This is a genomic window from Serratia sp. H1w (assembly GCF_000633355.1).
Classification (GTDB): domain Bacteria; phylum Pseudomonadota; class Gammaproteobacteria; order Enterobacterales; family Enterobacteriaceae; genus Chania.
In genome coordinates, this window is record NZ_AYMQ01000042.1 from 32,106 (window position 1) to 45,996 (window position 13,891).

Below are 13,891 nucleotides of genomic sequence, written 5' to 3' on the forward strand. Positions count from 1 at the left end.
TCCGCTATTCCTCGGCCAATTGCCAGCCGTGAGAAATCCAATCTTCGATTTCATCAGCGTGCACGTCAGCAGCGACAGGGCCACCGGGAAACGCTGGTTCATCTCGAACCATTGCGAGCAGTTCTGGCTGCTCAGGTGGCTGCTCAGGTGGCTGCTCAGGTGGCTGCTCAGGTGCAGCCGAGCTTCCATTGGCATTAGCAGCAAGCAATTTCCGCTCAGCCCGCTGCGCTTTAGTTAATCCCGCCATAACGACCTCTCAATAAAAAAGGAGCCGAAGCCCCTTATTTTCATTAACCCATCAGAACAGCGATATGCTCTGACTTGATCGCGCGGTAACCCCAGGCCAGTCGCACGTGATATACGACTTGCAGGAATTGGCGATAAACAGCGATTTCGAATGACAACCCGGTTTTAGGGTCAGTAACAATCATCCGATCGTCAGCTGAGTCGCCACCTTTTGGAAGTGCTGGCGCACGAGTAGCAAGCACGATCGCAGAACGTGCAAATGCCACGTTTGGCGTATATCCAGCACCCAGCGTAACCGCGACATTATCAGCCAGCGGCAAACGCATCCCCGGTCGCCCGATAGATACTGTGCCACCCGCCAGCCCCTTGTTGACAACATACTTGTTAGTATCACCGGCAAAATTCAGGATCCCGCCAGGAAGAATGGTTCCCGTACCGGTATCCAACGCAATGTTGGTGCTTAGCGGGTCAAATGCACCGTTGGTCAGGTAACCCGCGCCAGTACCTTTATTCACAAAGGTAATAGGGTCAGAATGACGCAATGCCATCCCCATCACGCGGTCTGTCATGCCATTGCGCAACATGTCGGAAGAACCGGCCTCATTGACTTTAAACAGGCCAGATTGCTTTCCGCGCAGGTTGCCGATTGCACCATGGCCTAGCACCAATTGCAGATCGGTTTTTGGTGCACCGTTTTCTTCCAGTACGCGCAAAACGCCCGCAAAATCGGTCATGTCGGCCGCATTCGCAAATGGAGTCGTGCCAGCGGTCCCATAGGCTCGCGAAGCATTCGTATAGGCTTCCACCCAAAGATCCGATTCCATTTCGTTAACCAGCGTTCTCATCGCCTGGTAAAAGCGGTCTGCCTGGATGGTGGAGAAGGTACCAGCATTTTGTAACCCACGCGTTTCCTCACCGTTCCAACGAACAGGAACGTGCTTCGACTTGGAAATGGTCACTTCAACGTGATCAACAACATCGTCGCCAGAGTCCGGGGCCGTTACTCCGGGGGTGTTGTCAGCTGATTTTGCTGGATTGGTGACCGGCACAAGTACTGGCTGGTGCAATGCAGCACGTTCAATGCTGGAGTCGCGGGATACTGCAGGAATGAAACCCGTCATCTCACGAGAAACAACGTCCAGTGCCTCGTAAAAATCAGGGATTAGGCCCGTAAGAGTGTTAGCCATTTAAATGTTTCCTATAAAAATTGGTTAGGGATGGTTTGAGATTTTGGCTATCCAGCCATGGCACCGATCCCTATCCAGGTCTCGGCAAAAATGGGTTAATCAACGATGGTGATCTTGTCTTTTGCAGCGGCTACACGATCCGCAGGGGAAAGTGCATCGAACGCCGCCCGTTTCATGGTTTTCTGGCCTTGCTGGAATTGTGATGGTGGTGTGCCGTTTCCATTGTGGCCAGTACCTTTGAGAATGTGGTCTTTCTGCGGGTATTGTTCGACAAGGTGCTCAAGTGCCTCGTCAAACTCAGCAAGTTCGCCTGGCTTGGCGCGTGAAAACACTTTGTTGCCCGCCGCGTCATAGGCCACAACTTTCCCATCCTCAATTTTGAAGGACTGACCAAAACGGGCTTGAACGAAATCAGCCGGGATCGCCAATTTATCAGCGATATATTTGGAGCCATTGAAGCGCCCGCCGATCATCTCGGTGTTGAGCATATTCGACAGTTTTTCGTTTTCCTGCTTTGACTCATCGAGTTTTGTCTGGAATTCCTTGGTGATCGCCGCTTTCACCTGATCCACTTCGCCTGCATCAATGAGTTTTTTCTGGTCAATTTTCAAAACTGTTTGCATCGCTTCCAACGCCTTGACTGGATCGTCAATACCCGCAAATTTTTTCAACTGGGTTTCCACAGTCTCTTTCGCTTCACGATGCGTTTTAGCCTCAGCGTTGAGAGAAGCAATTTTCCCTGTGGCCTGTGCAGCATCAAAAGGGATTTCTTTGCCGTCCGGATGGGTATAAACCGGGTGGCCGCTTTCAATCACTGCATACGTCACGCCATTAACTTCAACGGTTTTCAATTTCATTGTGGTTCTCCAGCCTTCCGGCCATCAGTTAGGCTTCCGCCCGTTCGCCATATCGCATCCGCTAAACGGCAGGTATAAAAAAGCCCTGGCGATTAATCCAGGGCTTATGGGTTGGTAGCCAATACGTCTATTTTTGGCTATTCACCAATAACATCGTAGGTTTCATGGAAAATGTCAGGCTTGCAGGGATAAAACTCCCCCTTTACCCCTTTAATGATGTAATCACCTTCCGTAGCAATGTGCTTACATTCATTGTTTCGGCCATCTTCAAGTGTCTTGATATGTGCCTCCGCTTTAGCTTCCGGGTGCCGAGCTTTGACTACGTCACCCAAAGCGCTTCCACAGAACGCATGGAGTTGTTTTAAAGCCTGCTCTGAGTAAATAAACTGGATTGCATCTACCACTACAGCTTTTTTTCTGCACTTCATAAAGTTAGCCTCTCATATTCCAGCGTCCAAGAACGCCTGTTCGTCAATTTCTCGCAACTGCTGTAAGGTGAGCCTTTCCCCCTTATCGCTGAAAAAATCTGCGGGGTGCATGCCGCCATCTCGCAACAACCTGGCGCGAATCTCTCCAAATACCTCAACTTGCCGCTTGAAGGGTTGCCGTAATATCCAATCACGATAATCGGTATTTGCTGGCACCTGACCATCCATGCTGGCGCGTGTTCCCTCCGGCATGTCATCAGCATCAATACCCAAATCCGTCCACGACTTCACCACCAGGGTTTCAGTAGAACGGCAGCAGAAATGGATCCGCCCTGGCCCTGCACCGTACGGCACCTTATGCCCTATTGGCTTGTTGTCGAGCGTATAGCGCAGGCGATCACGAATGATGCACGTTGGTGTCGTGTGATTATCGAGGGTGCTGCACCACTGCTTACAGTCAATAACATCTGAGTTGGCCGTGGCGAACTCAGTACGAGCCACGGCGGCCAGATGATTCACCGCCGTTTTTATTACACTGGTTGCATTGGCCCGCCCAAACTGCAAAACACCATCCTGATAGTTTCGGGAACGGGTACCACGAACACGCCGATAAATCTGGTCGACCGTTTCCCCTTGCAGGTAACCCATGCTCACTGCATTGGTTATCTTCTGCATGCGGTCAGATTCGAGTTTATCCGCCCATTCACTCAACAAACGCCCCTGGAACGGCCGCGCCATGGTGGCCGCGTATACCTGTTGAGGCGTTATCCCCATCAGTGGCCAGCGCTGCTTTACCACATCAGGCAACAATGAATCGAACAAACTCAGTTGAAAACCAGCCTCGTGGCTGCTGAAATCGTTGAGTTCATCAGCAAGCGAAGCGTAGAGGGTTCGATAAATCTGCTGGTTGATGTCCTTCACACCACCCAGTAACGCCTCCAGGCGGCGAATAGTGAAGCTATCTGGCGGAAGGTCATCAAGGGCCATGATTAGCCGAGAAGACAATTCAGCGTCGGCCTGGTTGAGTAATTTCACCATCCGAGCAGAAACGCCAGTTGCGTATCGAGAAACAAAAAGCGTGTGGGCTACCGTTTCATCGAACAATCGCTGATTAATCGTCTCCATGGTTACTCCATGAAGTCAGGTGCGTTGATCAACTCATCAATGATCGCTTCAGCCTTAACATCAGGGTCAATAATACCAATCTGCTGATAAGCCCTGACAGCGTCAATCCGGCGAATATCCCCACCCTGGCGCAGTGCTTGAATTGCCAAGGCTGATTGTGGGCTAAATGTATTCCCTGCGGTTTCCAGCTCTGTACGCACATCGATATTGCCGCCATCGGGAAGACACAGCCATTCGGCCATGTATTGCAGGATGTTATCCAGGGCATCCTCTAACGACGAGGACATAGTGAACAGTGGGCTATCTTCCTGCATGGTTTCATGCTGGGTCTGATCAACCGATTTTGTTGATGTGTTTTCTTTGCGCAGGAGTTTTGCTCCGGCCATGCGCATCTGTTCAACAAGATCATCGAGTGAATCCTGCCCTGTTTTTATACTCGCCCCAGTATGCTCGGTGTATTCGACACCATGCTTAGCGCGGTCTTCAAATCTCATTGCAGAAGAAGCACCCACGGTAAGTTCTTCCCCCTCTGCAAGCCCGTACACCGACAATATCGGCACTCGGGCAACGTGCAAGATGGTGTCCTGATCACTTTGGCTCTGCCAATGCTTGACGTTGAGGTGCGCCAAATCAAGCATTGGCGGCTCAGCCGTCATAAATCCGGTTCGGTTGGTGTAAAACGTTATCAACGGGATCCGTTTTGCTGTTGTCTCCCATTCTTCATGTACAAACCAAACGTTATCCCCTTTTTCATCTGCCTTTTTTCGGTATATACCGCAATAGCCGGGGCGTAATAATCGGATCTGAGTGACTTCCTTTTCTCCCCACTCGCCATCCTCTTCAGTGATGACCTCTTTAATGCGCAGTTCTGTGAGAACCTCTGCACCGCCTTTTTTCTCGGACTTCCAACCGATCACCTGACGCGGACTAATAATTACGGCGTAAGGGCGCGCACCGCTGGCTTTTTCCTCGGCCACAGTTTTTGCCCCTTGGGTCTTCGGGTAATCCACCAGCGCGTGGATCAATCCGTAACGTTCCCCCAAAGCGAAAAACTGTTGTGCCCAAACGTCAAGCTGGTTGCCGGCCATATCAAAATCGTGAGCATAGTCTTTGATTGGCTCTGGTGTTTCATCACTGAGCACCGAGGGTTCGCTGAACACACGGCCTACATGGTTGATGATGGTTTCCTTGAGTACGGGTAACAGCGTTGCCACCGCGAGGCGGCATTTATGATCATCTACCTCTTCATTGGGCCAGCGAGGCATGTACGTTTCGCCAGCGTTCCTCATGGCTTTGGTACCGCCCATCAAGGCATCTACCAAATCCCAATCAGCTTCCATCGCAGTAACGGCTTTGAGCGGGGTTGAAATATCGGCCATGGTTTACATCCGTAGTTTGGTAACTTTGCCTTGCGGCTTAATGATGGGGAACTGCTTGATGATGTAATATCCGCCGCCATCGTTGGCGTGGTCTTTACCAGATTTTTTATCCGGTTCGCCTGTTTTTTCATCCCAAACTTGCTGCTCCAGGCATTCGGTATAAACCGGGCAGCGTTTCACGTTAACCAGATAGCGGCGTTCGCCCTTGGAATTGCAAAACATGGCGTTTACGGAGTTGATCCGGTCTTTAACAGGCGGATTAGCATCGTTGACCACCACGTTGAATCCAGCCTGCTTAAGCTGGGCAATATCGGTCGTGCTGGCGTTGCTGGATTTGCGAGAATCACCGGAAGCATCGGGATAAATATAAATTTCCCGCACCTTCCGGTAGTCATTGCCGTCATAGAGCCAAAAGCGCTCTTTGATGATGCGAATTATGTCGGGTGTGTCATAGGCGTTGATGATTTCCGTTACAGCTCGTGGCAGGCCATCACGCAGAACGTGGACGATACCGACCATCTTTCCAACGTTGAAATCCATTCCGATATATAGTGATTCACCTGGCTGCTCCTCGTCGCCACAGTCGTTTTTCTTGCGGTCGAACTGATGATAAATCGTGCCGCTCGTCAGGTTGGCAAACCGACCGCGAAGGTATGCCGTGATTAATGGCCCTGGGTATGAGGCAAGCAGCGACGGGATATAGTCAGCAGGCAGGTTTTTTTCATTATCGTAGGTGCTGGCATGAATAAGACCATAGAGCGTAGCCAGCTCGGGCTTATCCCGCACCTCTTTAACGAATTGCTGCCATACAAACTTAAAACCTTCTGGCGTGGTGGTGACCGAAATCCCGTTGAGTAACCCGTCCACGTTGTAACGCATACGCGCAATGATCTTCCGCCATGCCACCGTGGCCTTTTCAGACTTCATGACGTCCATTTCATCCACCAGCGCATTACCGATCTTGAAACCGACAATCGTTGATGGCTTTTCCATGGAACGGCAAATTGTGGTGCCCCGGTACTGACGGCCAGAATAGAAATGCACCTCTTTGTTGCTTTCGTTGAGGCGTAGCTTTAGCCCCCAATCAAAAGCCACTTCCTCAATCGTCGGGTAGAAAATATCCCTGATCTGAGGATATGTAGGGGCAAAATACCCCTGGTTAATTTTGGGATGTTCCCAGTAGTGTTTGCACATCGCTGCACAACCGGCCCACGTTTTCCCACTACCAAAGCCTGCTACGTAAGCCTTGAATTTATGCGGCATAGTCAAAAAGCGAGCCTGAGGAATATTAAGCGTCGGGTTCATCAGTATCGCCTCGCGCATCAACAACATTGATGTTTATTGCCACCGGCTGCGGCTCGTCGTCATCGTCACCAATTTCAGCAGCAAGCTTGGCATTAACCAGACGTTGGTTTTCTATCTGCAGTTGCTGCAATTTCTCCGTGCGTTGGAATGTCAGGAGTTGTACCAGTTGCGCACGTGCCGCTTTTTTATCTTCTGTAAGGATCTCAATCCCGAATTTGCTTTCCTTTACCCCTGCAAAATACTGAAGCGCATGGCCTTGAAGATCCCGCACATCAGCAAAGAACGTTTCCCCAACGCCCTCACCGTTACAGCGTGGGCAATCAGGGTTAGGATCCGCATTCTCGACAAAACCCACACCGCCATATTGAGGTTTAGGTTTGTTTTCTGCCGTTGCCTTAGCATCAGCAGTGTCGTACTCATTAATATCGATCCATTGGTAAAAAAAGTTCTCTCCCCAACAGTGACGACAGTTAACTCGGCGGAAATGAGATAACTCTCTTGGGTCGGCATTGATGATGGAAACCAGTTGATCAACCAGTTCATCGAGATTGGCCTGATAACGTTTCGAAGCTTTTGCTTCAAGGTCACGAATTGCTTTGGAAACCTTAATATTTCTGTATACCTGCGATGCGCCAAAGTAGGCATTCTTTCCTTCGCATCGATACCCAGCGCGTCTGTATGCCTCAACCCTGCTCTTGGTTACAACGAACCAGTGAGCGAACCAAGCTTGTTGCAGTGTTAATCCATAATCATCAGGGTCTATCGATAAATCCGTGTCGCTATTCCCTTGTTCTGATCCCGTCCGTTTTTCCGACCGTGAAGCCTTTGGTTCGACCGTCCGACCATTTTTGTGTTGGTCGGTTTTTTTGGTCGGAGTTTTGGACGGTTTTTTTTTACGTTCCCATCCGTGCTTCTTTGCCATGTCGATTAACGTGGTTTTCGCTATACCGTGCTTTTTTGCCACATCTTGGATTGAAAGCAGACCAGCACAATAATCACGTTTCAGTTCGCCCCCATCCAATTTGCTCATGCGGCTTACTCACTTCGGTTTTAAATGCTCCAACAAGAAAATCATGGCTCGCGTGTCGCCTTTCTTGGCCTTGATGTAAAGTGCGTTCGATAAGTCAGCAACCCCCTTAGCTTTCCCCCTTCGTACTGCCTGGCGGTAAGTGGCGATCGCTTCCCTATCTGTGCGCATTTCTTCAATGTCGATATCCAATGCGTCGGCTATCTGCTGCTCTGATAATCCACGCCCGGCCAATGCCTCGATTTTGTCGAGCGTCGGCTTATCCATGGCTACACCCTCTTGGGATATGGCTTATGGCGAGCGATGAGGATTTTTTTCATTTTCTTGTCGAGGGGCATAAGGTATTTGTGTTTCCCTGACGTTTTAAATTCTTGCGCGTTGGGATCCAGGTGCTGACGAACGGCATCAATGCTTTGCTTTACGCCCTTTGCCGCTACGCTGCGCGGATGGACTTTTTTACCTTTGACGATGAATGCGCCCAGCGTTCCTGCGCCGACCAGACCTTCATAAATCCAGTTGGTCGCCTGATAGATGCCCCCGTGGTGATTTTGGTCTTTGTCAGCGTAGGAGACGATCAGCCGCAGGCCCGGACAAACCGCAGCCAGGAATTTAATCGCCTTTGCCAATATCTGGCTGACTGGTGATTGGTGTTCCCTCAGGGCTACGCGGGTCAATTCGCATACTTGGTCTTGCTTAAGGCTATAGGGCTGGCCAATGTGATTGTTGGCACCACGGCTAAATATCACCACACCAATAAACTGGCCATCTTCCCATGCGCCGACCTTTACCAACTTTCCGACCGGTACCGCTTTTGCGTAATGCCAATTCAGGCAAGCATGCGCAGCTGCTTTGTGGGTTGCCCAATCCACGGTGAGAGCAGTCATAAGACACCCCCGCAGTGTGGACACAGCTTTTCTTCCAGTTGGTCGAGCTTGCCTTGGTCGCCTTCATCACCCGGAGAGAAATCAACATTAAGCATGTCGTCGATCTCTTCTGCGCTGAATCCGGTCAGAGTTAGGTCGAATCCTTCCGCCAGCAGATCACCCAATTCCATTGTCAGCAGGTCAATATCCCAACCGGCATCCAGAGGTAATTTGTTATCCGCCAGGCGGTAAGCTTTTTTTTCTGCATCCGTCAGACCAAACAACGTGATCGTGGGTACCGGATCAAAACCGATTTTTTCCGCAGCCAGCAATCTACCGTGGCCGGCGATCACCTCCCCAGATTCATCGAGCAGGATCGGATTGGTCCATCCGTACTTTTTTATGCTCCCGATTATTTTTTCCACCTGCTCCATCGAGTGGGTTCTCGCGTTTTTCGCATAAACCATCATCGAATTGAGTGATTTATAAACAATTGCAAGTTTTTCCTGTTTTTTTACTGTGGTCATTTGCGAGGATCCAATACTATGGCCCTGCTTGTACAAGCAAGTGGGCCTTGGTTCGTACTCATGACCTCCGTGTGGGTATGAATGATCGTCAGTAGCTCCAACTACTGGCGGTCGCCCACCTTCCAAATAGAATTTTCTGCTAGCCTCTTCGATACCAGCCCCGAGAATTTTTTAATCACCACTATTGAAAACAGATCGTTTGTGCTGAATTCCCGCTCGGCCAACTCAAAAAAGCAGAAGAAAATAAAAAAGCCACTGGCAACCAGTGCCCAGGGTGGGCCGGATGGGTGTTGCCTGCAGCTTTGCTCGCGCATTATCGGTGACACTCAGTGAATGCCACCTGTAATGCTTAACAGCCCGTTGGTTGATCCACTGATCGCACCAGCGCCATGATGCCGGTTTGAATGTCGGTCTTGCCGATCGCAGCCCAGCGCTGAGGTTCTGCCGACATGTAGCGCCGGAATTCTTGCGCCTCATCTGACGTGCCTTGATATACATCGAAGCCGGTACCGCGCTGCGCATCGCACGCAGCGGCCAACTTAACATCGTAATCAGTGCTCAGGCGTCCAGCCAGTTCGGCCTGTAGAGCCAGCAATTCAGCTCCTTTAGCCTTGATCCGATTCATCAGATCAATTTCTTCCTGACTCAGCTCACGATAGCCTTTAATTTTGCGGTGTTGGTTTTCCATTTTCTTTCCCGATTGTTTGTTGCCACTTAATCAGCCCCTCGATACGAGAGGCGCATATATCCAGCTCACCCTGGGCCACCTGTAGTGCAATGACAGCATCGCCGAACGTTGAGCCAGTGAACGGGGTTTTCTCGCATAACTGCGTATATACCGCTGGCGGGTACACGTAGATAATCTGCGGGGCCGGTGCAGGCTTAACCCTCTCGGCGCAGGATGCCGATAGCAGAATCAGGCAAACGCTGATTGCCACAGTCGCTAGACTCCAACGTTTTGCGTAACGTTCGGTTTTCAGCATCGGCTTTTGCCCTCTTCTGCTGTTCGATTTTCAGTTGCTCTTCGGTAGCACGCCGGTCAGCGTCGATTGACCCTTTCAGCGCAGTGATCGTTTCATCACGATCTGCCACCGCTTCATTGAGGTCTTCGTTAGCCTTGCTAAGCGTCTGGTTAGCTTCATTGGCATTATCGAGCCTGTGGTTCAGTACAGCGCTAATCCCGCCCAGACAGATAGCTACCAACAGCGCACCGAACAGGCCGTAGCGTGTGAGCTGTATCATGCTGGCAACTCCACATGCGGCGCATCCAAGAAGCGGGACGGTTTATCGCGTGGGTTATCTGCCCACGTCACACCAAAACGCAGCTTTACGCCAAGTTCTTTGCCTGCCTGGTGCATGGCATCAAGTACCGGTAGCCAGCACTTATAGTTATTCCAGTCACCACCAACGGGGAATAGGTCCACCGCGTGACCAGTTAGGTGTCGGCTGTCCAACGTCTTGCTAGCTCCCGCAGCCTTCAGCAGTTTTTGCCGTTCTGCGGTGCGGAACCCCTCGATAACAATAAAATCGACGGTGGTGATCTCCAGCGCTCGACGCACAACTTTGACCAACGCTGGATTCACGTCCACGAGGTTCCCCTCGCTGCGTTTACTGAATCTGAAATTATTTGTCTGCATTTGAATTACCCCCGCCAAACCGATTACCCACGTAACCGGATAAAAACGCGCCCAACTTCTTCACACCAACAAAACCGATAAAGCCGCCGATCCCTACCGTTAAAGCCTTTGGAACATCGAAGAAGTCCAGAACCGAATAGATTGTGAGGACTACAGCGCCGCACATAAGCCCTTCTAAAATTGTTTCTTTCCAGCCACTGCCAGAGTAGGCCATTCGCAAAACAGCCATTACAATAGCCATTACAACGCCGCCTATCGGCACATCGCCGCGCCACCATGACGCCAACACTTCGTTTAAATCTGCCCAGTTATGGGGATTACTTGGCATTTGCATAATTCCTTACCCCGCTGGGCGTTAGAAATGAAAAAGGCCACGCATTAGCGCAGCCTGAAGAGGACCGATATCACCGGCCATATTACGGATTTTCTTTACGTCACTACCAACGGCGTTTTTCTGCCTCAAACTTTTCACTCAGTACGATGCTATCCGGCAACAGCGCCCATGCAACGTAAAAATCATGGGGTGTCATTTCATCCATCATGAAAGTGTAAATGCCAACGTGATAAACCTCACCGTCTTCCTCACAAGCTCGAATGTGTCCCTCATGCCAGCCATCACAGGGGTTGAGAATTAACACGTCCTTTCCATCAAGGTCAGCGGTTGGTAGTTCGCTGGCGGGTCTGAATACAAGTTGCTCAATGACGCGTGGTGACATAACTATGCTCCAGAAATGCAAAAACCCGCTCATTGGCGGGTTCTTATAACTTTGGCAATATATCAAAAGTAGGCTTAAATATGGCATAAAGTGTCAGGTTTTACAATATCAATCCTCTGCGTAATGACTACCAACCTTTCCTTGGGTATCAATCAATGCCTCTTCGTCTAGGTTCGTTGCGATCGCTTTTAGTGCCTGCCAAGGTGCTGCATAAGTTTGATACCAAGTTTCGCGGGTTATCGACATCAAACTCGACAGTGTCGATGCGGCATACTCTCGGTACCCATCGTTCCAGTTTTTCGCAGCTACATCTTGCACTGCCAGCCAGACCAGCGATATTAACCGCAGTTTAACCCGCTTCTGTAGTCTTGAGCCCACCAGCTGCTTTTCGTAGATTTCCCAGACATGTTGGCAAATCAGGGTTTGTAGTTTGAAACTCAAATCCCATCCATAGCAGTATTTGAGCCAGGCTTGCTGGGGTTCGTTAAGTTGGTGAACGGCGCGGCGCCATGCGCAATGTGCATACGCAAATTCATTCATCGGAGGAAACGGCTGGCGTCTGCTGCGCGTTTCCATAACATAAACTGCGGTATTCTCTGCCTTTACTTTACGGCCTCCTTCAAGTTCTACAACATGCAGTCTTTGCCTTACATGACCATTTTTATCTACTGGGGGATGTTCTCTGAATGCTTCCAGTTGCCCTTTTGTTCCTCCGGAATCATCTAGCAGCGCTGATCGTAGCCGTATACGGATATATTCAAGTTGTTGTTCGTTCATCCGATAAAACCTTCTTTTTTCCAGATTTCAAGCGTGCGAAATACTCCCTCAGCGTGCATTAGCTTGAGTTCTTCGCGAGTAAATTCAGTTTTAATTCTTCCGTCTACGGCGTCGTGGCACCGGTTGCAGCCTATTGCTGCCACGTAATCATTGGGTTTGATTCCCGTCCCGCATAGCCCTGCCAGTCTGTAATGTGTAAGCACGCTGGTATCGGGATCGAAACAACACACACCAGGCACGCGTATAGTACATTCGCGGCCTTGTGCTGCTTTTCGTAGGTTCACAGGTCGAGACATTGTTGACCTCCTCCCTGTTCTATCCTTAGGCTTTTTTGATAGTCGTTTGAGTACCCAGCCCAATGGGCTTCGCGTATTGTTTTCGCTTGTTCATGAGAGAAAATCAGGCGGCGGTTGTGTAACGGGTATGGGGGCAAAACTATGATGCAAATAGGGCAGTAATCAATCGTTTCAACAATGCATCCATGCCTGCGGCGGCAAATATGCATTTTCCCTTTTTGCTCTGCGCAATTGCTACACATCGGCGCATCACATGTATACGGATGAAGGGGATCGATAAACTTTTCGTCACTAGAGTGTGGCGGAAACCCAAGGTAACCATCGCACAGCAACGTCGATGGCGAGCCACAGAACATGCAGATAGTTTTTTTCATCATGCATACTCCAGCAAATGCAAGGCGACGTTTTCGGCTTCCTGGCGGGAACGGAAACTGCGGGAGAGAATGAAATTCCACAAGACATTGAAAACAGACTTATAAAGCCCCTGGAATGTGTCCTCATCCATCTTTGCGAACGAGATTGATTTGGGTATTCGCTGGCGCAGTCCGTTGGGTAGGATCACTTCATCGTAGTAACCGGCTTCAACGGTGGCCCAAGCCCGATATGGTTCGAACGATTTTAGAACGGCTATCTCTTTGGAACGCAGTTGGCCCACTTTGAATAGATAATCATCAGCCACAGCGCTGATTATTGCGCCATGTTGACCTGACATTTCAATGAGATAATTAACAAAGCCGTCGATAAGTAGCCGTTCTGGCAACGTCAAAGTACCACCTACTGGCGTCCAGTAATCGAAGCCAAATTGCAGGAGTTTGAAAAAACGCTTGTGAAATTGATAGTTACGTACGCGCCTGAACTCGGCCTGTATCCACTCGCCGAGTTTCACACGTTGCAAAAAATCGCTGGCCTCGTTCGTTGCCGGGGTCAGGATTGTAGGTGCGGATTTCACTAATTGTATTAACTGCGCCATTTCAACCTCTGGAATAGCGCAGTGCTCAGGTTGCCAGATGTTCAGGCTGACTTGAGTATTATAACACTATTCGGCGGGCCGTTTCCCCTGTTCCACACCAACCTGCGCTAACAATTCTGAAAGCTCGGATGGCGATAGCCGCATGAGTTCCAAGCTTAAAGCTATACGTCTGTTGGTCTTGATATCGCTGACATAGATACAATCTGTGATTGAATCCACACGAAACTGGCCACTAAAGCAGAGAGCCTCAGGCAAAAAGTTTTCATAAATCATATTTCACCTCAATAAGTTAGAATATTTGTCGAGGCGAAACACCATGGAATTAGGATTCACATGTTTCAGTAAAGACGCTGGATTTGCCTTGTCTAATAGGTAACGTAGATCGATATTGCAACTTCGATCGTTTTAACCGATCGATGGCACACTATGTCTATGGCTAATTGTGATATGTAATTGATTAGATACAAAAAAACCCGCCGGGGCAGGTTTGGTATGATTGGGTGCTTGAGAGCTCATACTCAACAACAGAGTGGCGGGGATTACTCCCCGCC

General features: G+C 49.9%; 20 protein-coding genes. All 20 read right to left on the minus strand.

The window, feature by feature from the left end; translation table 11 throughout:
• Positions 1–4: 4 nt before the first annotated feature.
• Positions 5–247, minus strand: a complete 243-nt coding sequence (locus U869_RS0108220) for a hypothetical protein (protein ID WP_025118798.1) — start codon at positions 245–247, stop codon at positions 5–7.
• Positions 248–290: 43 nt separating this feature from the next.
• Positions 291–1,433 carry a P22 phage major capsid protein family protein gene (locus U869_RS0108225; protein ID WP_025118799.1) on the minus strand — a complete coding sequence of 381 codons (1,143 nt, stop codon included), beginning with the start codon at positions 1,431–1,433 and terminating at the stop codon, positions 291–293.
• A gap of 95 nt (positions 1,434–1,528) precedes the next feature.
• Complete coding sequence (locus U869_RS0108230; protein ID WP_025118800.1) at positions 1,529–2,290, minus strand: DUF6651 domain-containing protein; 762 nt, start codon at positions 2,288–2,290, stop codon at positions 1,529–1,531.
• 137 nt (positions 2,291–2,427) lie between these two features.
• Entirely contained in the window at positions 2,428–2,718 is a 291-nt protein-coding gene (locus U869_RS0108235; protein WP_025118801.1) for a hypothetical protein, read from the minus strand.
• A 12-nt stretch (positions 2,719–2,730) separates the two neighbouring features.
• Positions 2,731–3,843: a hypothetical protein gene (locus U869_RS0108240; protein ID WP_025118802.1), complete on the minus strand. Its 1,113-nt coding sequence runs from the start codon at positions 3,841–3,843 to the stop codon at positions 2,731–2,733.
• Positions 3,844–3,845: 2 nt separating this feature from the next.
• Positions 3,846–5,222: a DUF4055 domain-containing protein gene (locus U869_RS0108245; RefSeq protein WP_025118803.1), complete on the minus strand. Its 1,377-nt coding sequence runs from the start codon at positions 5,220–5,222 to the stop codon at positions 3,846–3,848.
• 3 nt (positions 5,223–5,225) lie between these two features.
• A complete protein-coding gene (locus U869_RS0108250; RefSeq protein WP_037408080.1) occupies positions 5,226–6,533 on the minus strand; it encodes a terminase large subunit domain-containing protein in 1,308 nt (435 codons plus the stop codon).
• Positions 6,511–7,557, minus strand: a complete 1,047-nt coding sequence (locus U869_RS0108255) for a terminase small subunit (protein ID WP_025118805.1) — start codon at positions 7,555–7,557, stop codon at positions 6,511–6,513. The genes U869_RS0108250 and U869_RS0108255 overlap by 23 nt, the downstream gene beginning before the upstream one ends.
• Before the next feature lie 9 nt (positions 7,558–7,566).
• Positions 7,567–7,821: a hypothetical protein gene (locus tag U869_RS0108260; protein WP_025118806.1), complete on the minus strand. Its 255-nt coding sequence runs from the start codon at positions 7,819–7,821 to the stop codon at positions 7,567–7,569.
• A 2-nt stretch (positions 7,822–7,823) separates the two neighbouring features.
• Positions 7,824–8,438: a hypothetical protein gene (locus U869_RS0108265; protein ID WP_025118807.1), complete on the minus strand. Its 615-nt coding sequence runs from the start codon at positions 8,436–8,438 to the stop codon at positions 7,824–7,826.
• A complete protein-coding gene (locus U869_RS0108270; protein ID WP_025118808.1) occupies positions 8,435–8,944 on the minus strand; it encodes a ParB/Srx family N-terminal domain-containing protein in 510 nt (169 codons plus the stop codon). The genes U869_RS0108265 and U869_RS0108270 overlap by 4 nt, the downstream gene beginning before the upstream one ends.
• Before the next feature lie 349 nt (positions 8,945–9,293).
• Positions 9,294–9,632, minus strand: a complete 339-nt coding sequence (locus tag U869_RS0108280) for a hypothetical protein (protein ID WP_025118810.1) — start codon at positions 9,630–9,632, stop codon at positions 9,294–9,296.
• Positions 9,607–9,927 carry an Rz1-like lysis system protein LysC gene (gene lysC, locus U869_RS32870; RefSeq protein ID WP_369795027.1) on the minus strand — a complete coding sequence of 107 codons (321 nt, stop codon included), beginning with the start codon at positions 9,925–9,927 and terminating at the stop codon, positions 9,607–9,609. The genes U869_RS0108280 and lysC overlap by 26 nt, the downstream gene beginning before the upstream one ends.
• Positions 9,827–10,186, minus strand: coding sequence for a DUF2570 family protein (locus U869_RS0108285; protein ID WP_025118811.1), 360 nt, complete (start codon positions 10,184–10,186; stop codon positions 9,827–9,829). The genes lysC and U869_RS0108285 overlap by 101 nt, the downstream gene beginning before the upstream one ends.
• A complete protein-coding gene (locus U869_RS0108290) occupies positions 10,183–10,581 on the minus strand; it encodes a M15 family metallopeptidase (RefSeq protein WP_025118812.1) in 399 nt (132 codons plus the stop codon). The genes U869_RS0108285 and U869_RS0108290 overlap by 4 nt, the downstream gene beginning before the upstream one ends.
• Positions 10,568–10,915: a phage holin, lambda family gene (locus U869_RS0108295; protein ID WP_025118813.1), complete on the minus strand. Its 348-nt coding sequence runs from the start codon at positions 10,913–10,915 to the stop codon at positions 10,568–10,570. Before U869_RS0108295 ends, U869_RS0108290 begins: the two co-directional genes overlap by 14 nt.
• A gap of 103 nt (positions 10,916–11,018) precedes the next feature.
• Positions 11,019–11,297, minus strand: a complete 279-nt coding sequence (locus tag U869_RS0108300; protein ID WP_025118814.1) for a hypothetical protein — start codon at positions 11,295–11,297, stop codon at positions 11,019–11,021.
• A 108-nt stretch (positions 11,298–11,405) separates the two neighbouring features.
• Positions 11,406–12,074, minus strand: coding sequence for a bacteriophage antitermination protein Q (locus U869_RS0108305; RefSeq protein WP_025118815.1), 669 nt, complete (start codon positions 12,072–12,074; stop codon positions 11,406–11,408).
• Positions 12,071–12,370, minus strand: a complete 300-nt coding sequence (locus U869_RS0108310; protein WP_029987172.1) for a DUF1364 domain-containing protein — start codon at positions 12,368–12,370, stop codon at positions 12,071–12,073. The genes U869_RS0108305 and U869_RS0108310 overlap by 4 nt, the downstream gene beginning before the upstream one ends.
• A 373-nt stretch (positions 12,371–12,743) precedes the next feature.
• Entirely contained in the window at positions 12,744–13,340 is a 597-nt protein-coding gene (locus U869_RS0108315) for a DUF1367 family protein (protein WP_025118817.1), read from the minus strand.
• Positions 13,341–13,891 lie beyond the last annotated feature (551 nt).

Excerpts from the sequence above, each read along its gene's own strand:
- lysC (WP_369795027.1), bottom strand. The coding sequence starts at position 9,927 with ATGCTGAAAACCGAACGTTACGCAAAACGTTGGAGTCTAGCGACTGTG.
- U869_RS0108230 (WP_025118800.1), bottom strand. The coding sequence starts at position 2,290 with ATGAAATTGAAAACCGTTGAAGTTAATGGCGTGACGTATGCAGTGATT.
- U869_RS0108265 (WP_025118807.1), bottom strand. The coding sequence starts at position 8,438 with ATGACTGCTCTCACCGTGGATTGGGCAACCCACAAAGCAGCTGCGCAT.
- U869_RS0108300 (WP_025118814.1), bottom strand. The coding sequence starts at position 11,297 with ATGTCACCACGCGTCATTGAGCAACTTGTATTCAGACCCGCCAGCGAA.
- U869_RS0108240 (WP_025118802.1), bottom strand. The coding sequence starts at position 3,843 with ATGGAGACGATTAATCAGCGATTGTTCGATGAAACGGTAGCCCACACG.
- U869_RS0108295 (WP_025118813.1), bottom strand. The coding sequence starts at position 10,915 with ATGCAAATGCCAAGTAATCCCCATAACTGGGCAGATTTAAACGAAGTG.
- U869_RS0108285 (WP_025118811.1), bottom strand. The coding sequence starts at position 10,186 with ATGATACAGCTCACACGCTACGGCCTGTTCGGTGCGCTGTTGGTAGCT.
- U869_RS0108225 (WP_025118799.1), bottom strand. The coding sequence starts at position 1,433 with ATGGCTAACACTCTTACGGGCCTAATCCCTGATTTTTACGAGGCACTG.
- U869_RS0108220 (WP_025118798.1), bottom strand. The coding sequence starts at position 247 with ATGGCGGGATTAACTAAAGCGCAGCGGGCTGAGCGGAAATTGCTTGCT.
- U869_RS0108245 (WP_025118803.1), bottom strand. The coding sequence starts at position 5,222 with ATGGCCGATATTTCAACCCCGCTCAAAGCCGTTACTGCGATGGAAGCT.
- U869_RS0108315 (WP_025118817.1), bottom strand. The coding sequence starts at position 13,340 with ATGGCGCAGTTAATACAATTAGTGAAATCCGCACCTACAATCCTGACC.
- U869_RS0108235 (WP_025118801.1), bottom strand. The coding sequence starts at position 2,718 with ATGAAGTGCAGAAAAAAAGCTGTAGTGGTAGATGCAATCCAGTTTATT.
- U869_RS0108255 (WP_025118805.1), bottom strand. The coding sequence starts at position 7,557 with ATGAGCAAATTGGATGGGGGCGAACTGAAACGTGATTATTGTGCTGGT.
- U869_RS0108260 (WP_025118806.1), bottom strand. The coding sequence starts at position 7,821 with ATGGATAAGCCGACGCTCGACAAAATCGAGGCATTGGCCGGGCGTGGA.
- U869_RS0108270 (WP_025118808.1), bottom strand. The coding sequence starts at position 8,944 with ATGACCACAGTAAAAAAACAGGAAAAACTTGCAATTGTTTATAAATCA.
- U869_RS0108290 (WP_025118812.1), bottom strand. The coding sequence starts at position 10,581 with ATGCAGACAAATAATTTCAGATTCAGTAAACGCAGCGAGGGGAACCTC.
- U869_RS0108305 (WP_025118815.1), bottom strand. The coding sequence starts at position 12,074 with ATGAACGAACAACAACTTGAATATATCCGTATACGGCTACGATCAGCG.
- U869_RS0108310 (WP_029987172.1), bottom strand. The coding sequence starts at position 12,370 with ATGTCTCGACCTGTGAACCTACGAAAAGCAGCACAAGGCCGCGAATGT.
- U869_RS0108280 (WP_025118810.1), bottom strand. The coding sequence starts at position 9,632 with ATGGAAAACCAACACCGCAAAATTAAAGGCTATCGTGAGCTGAGTCAG.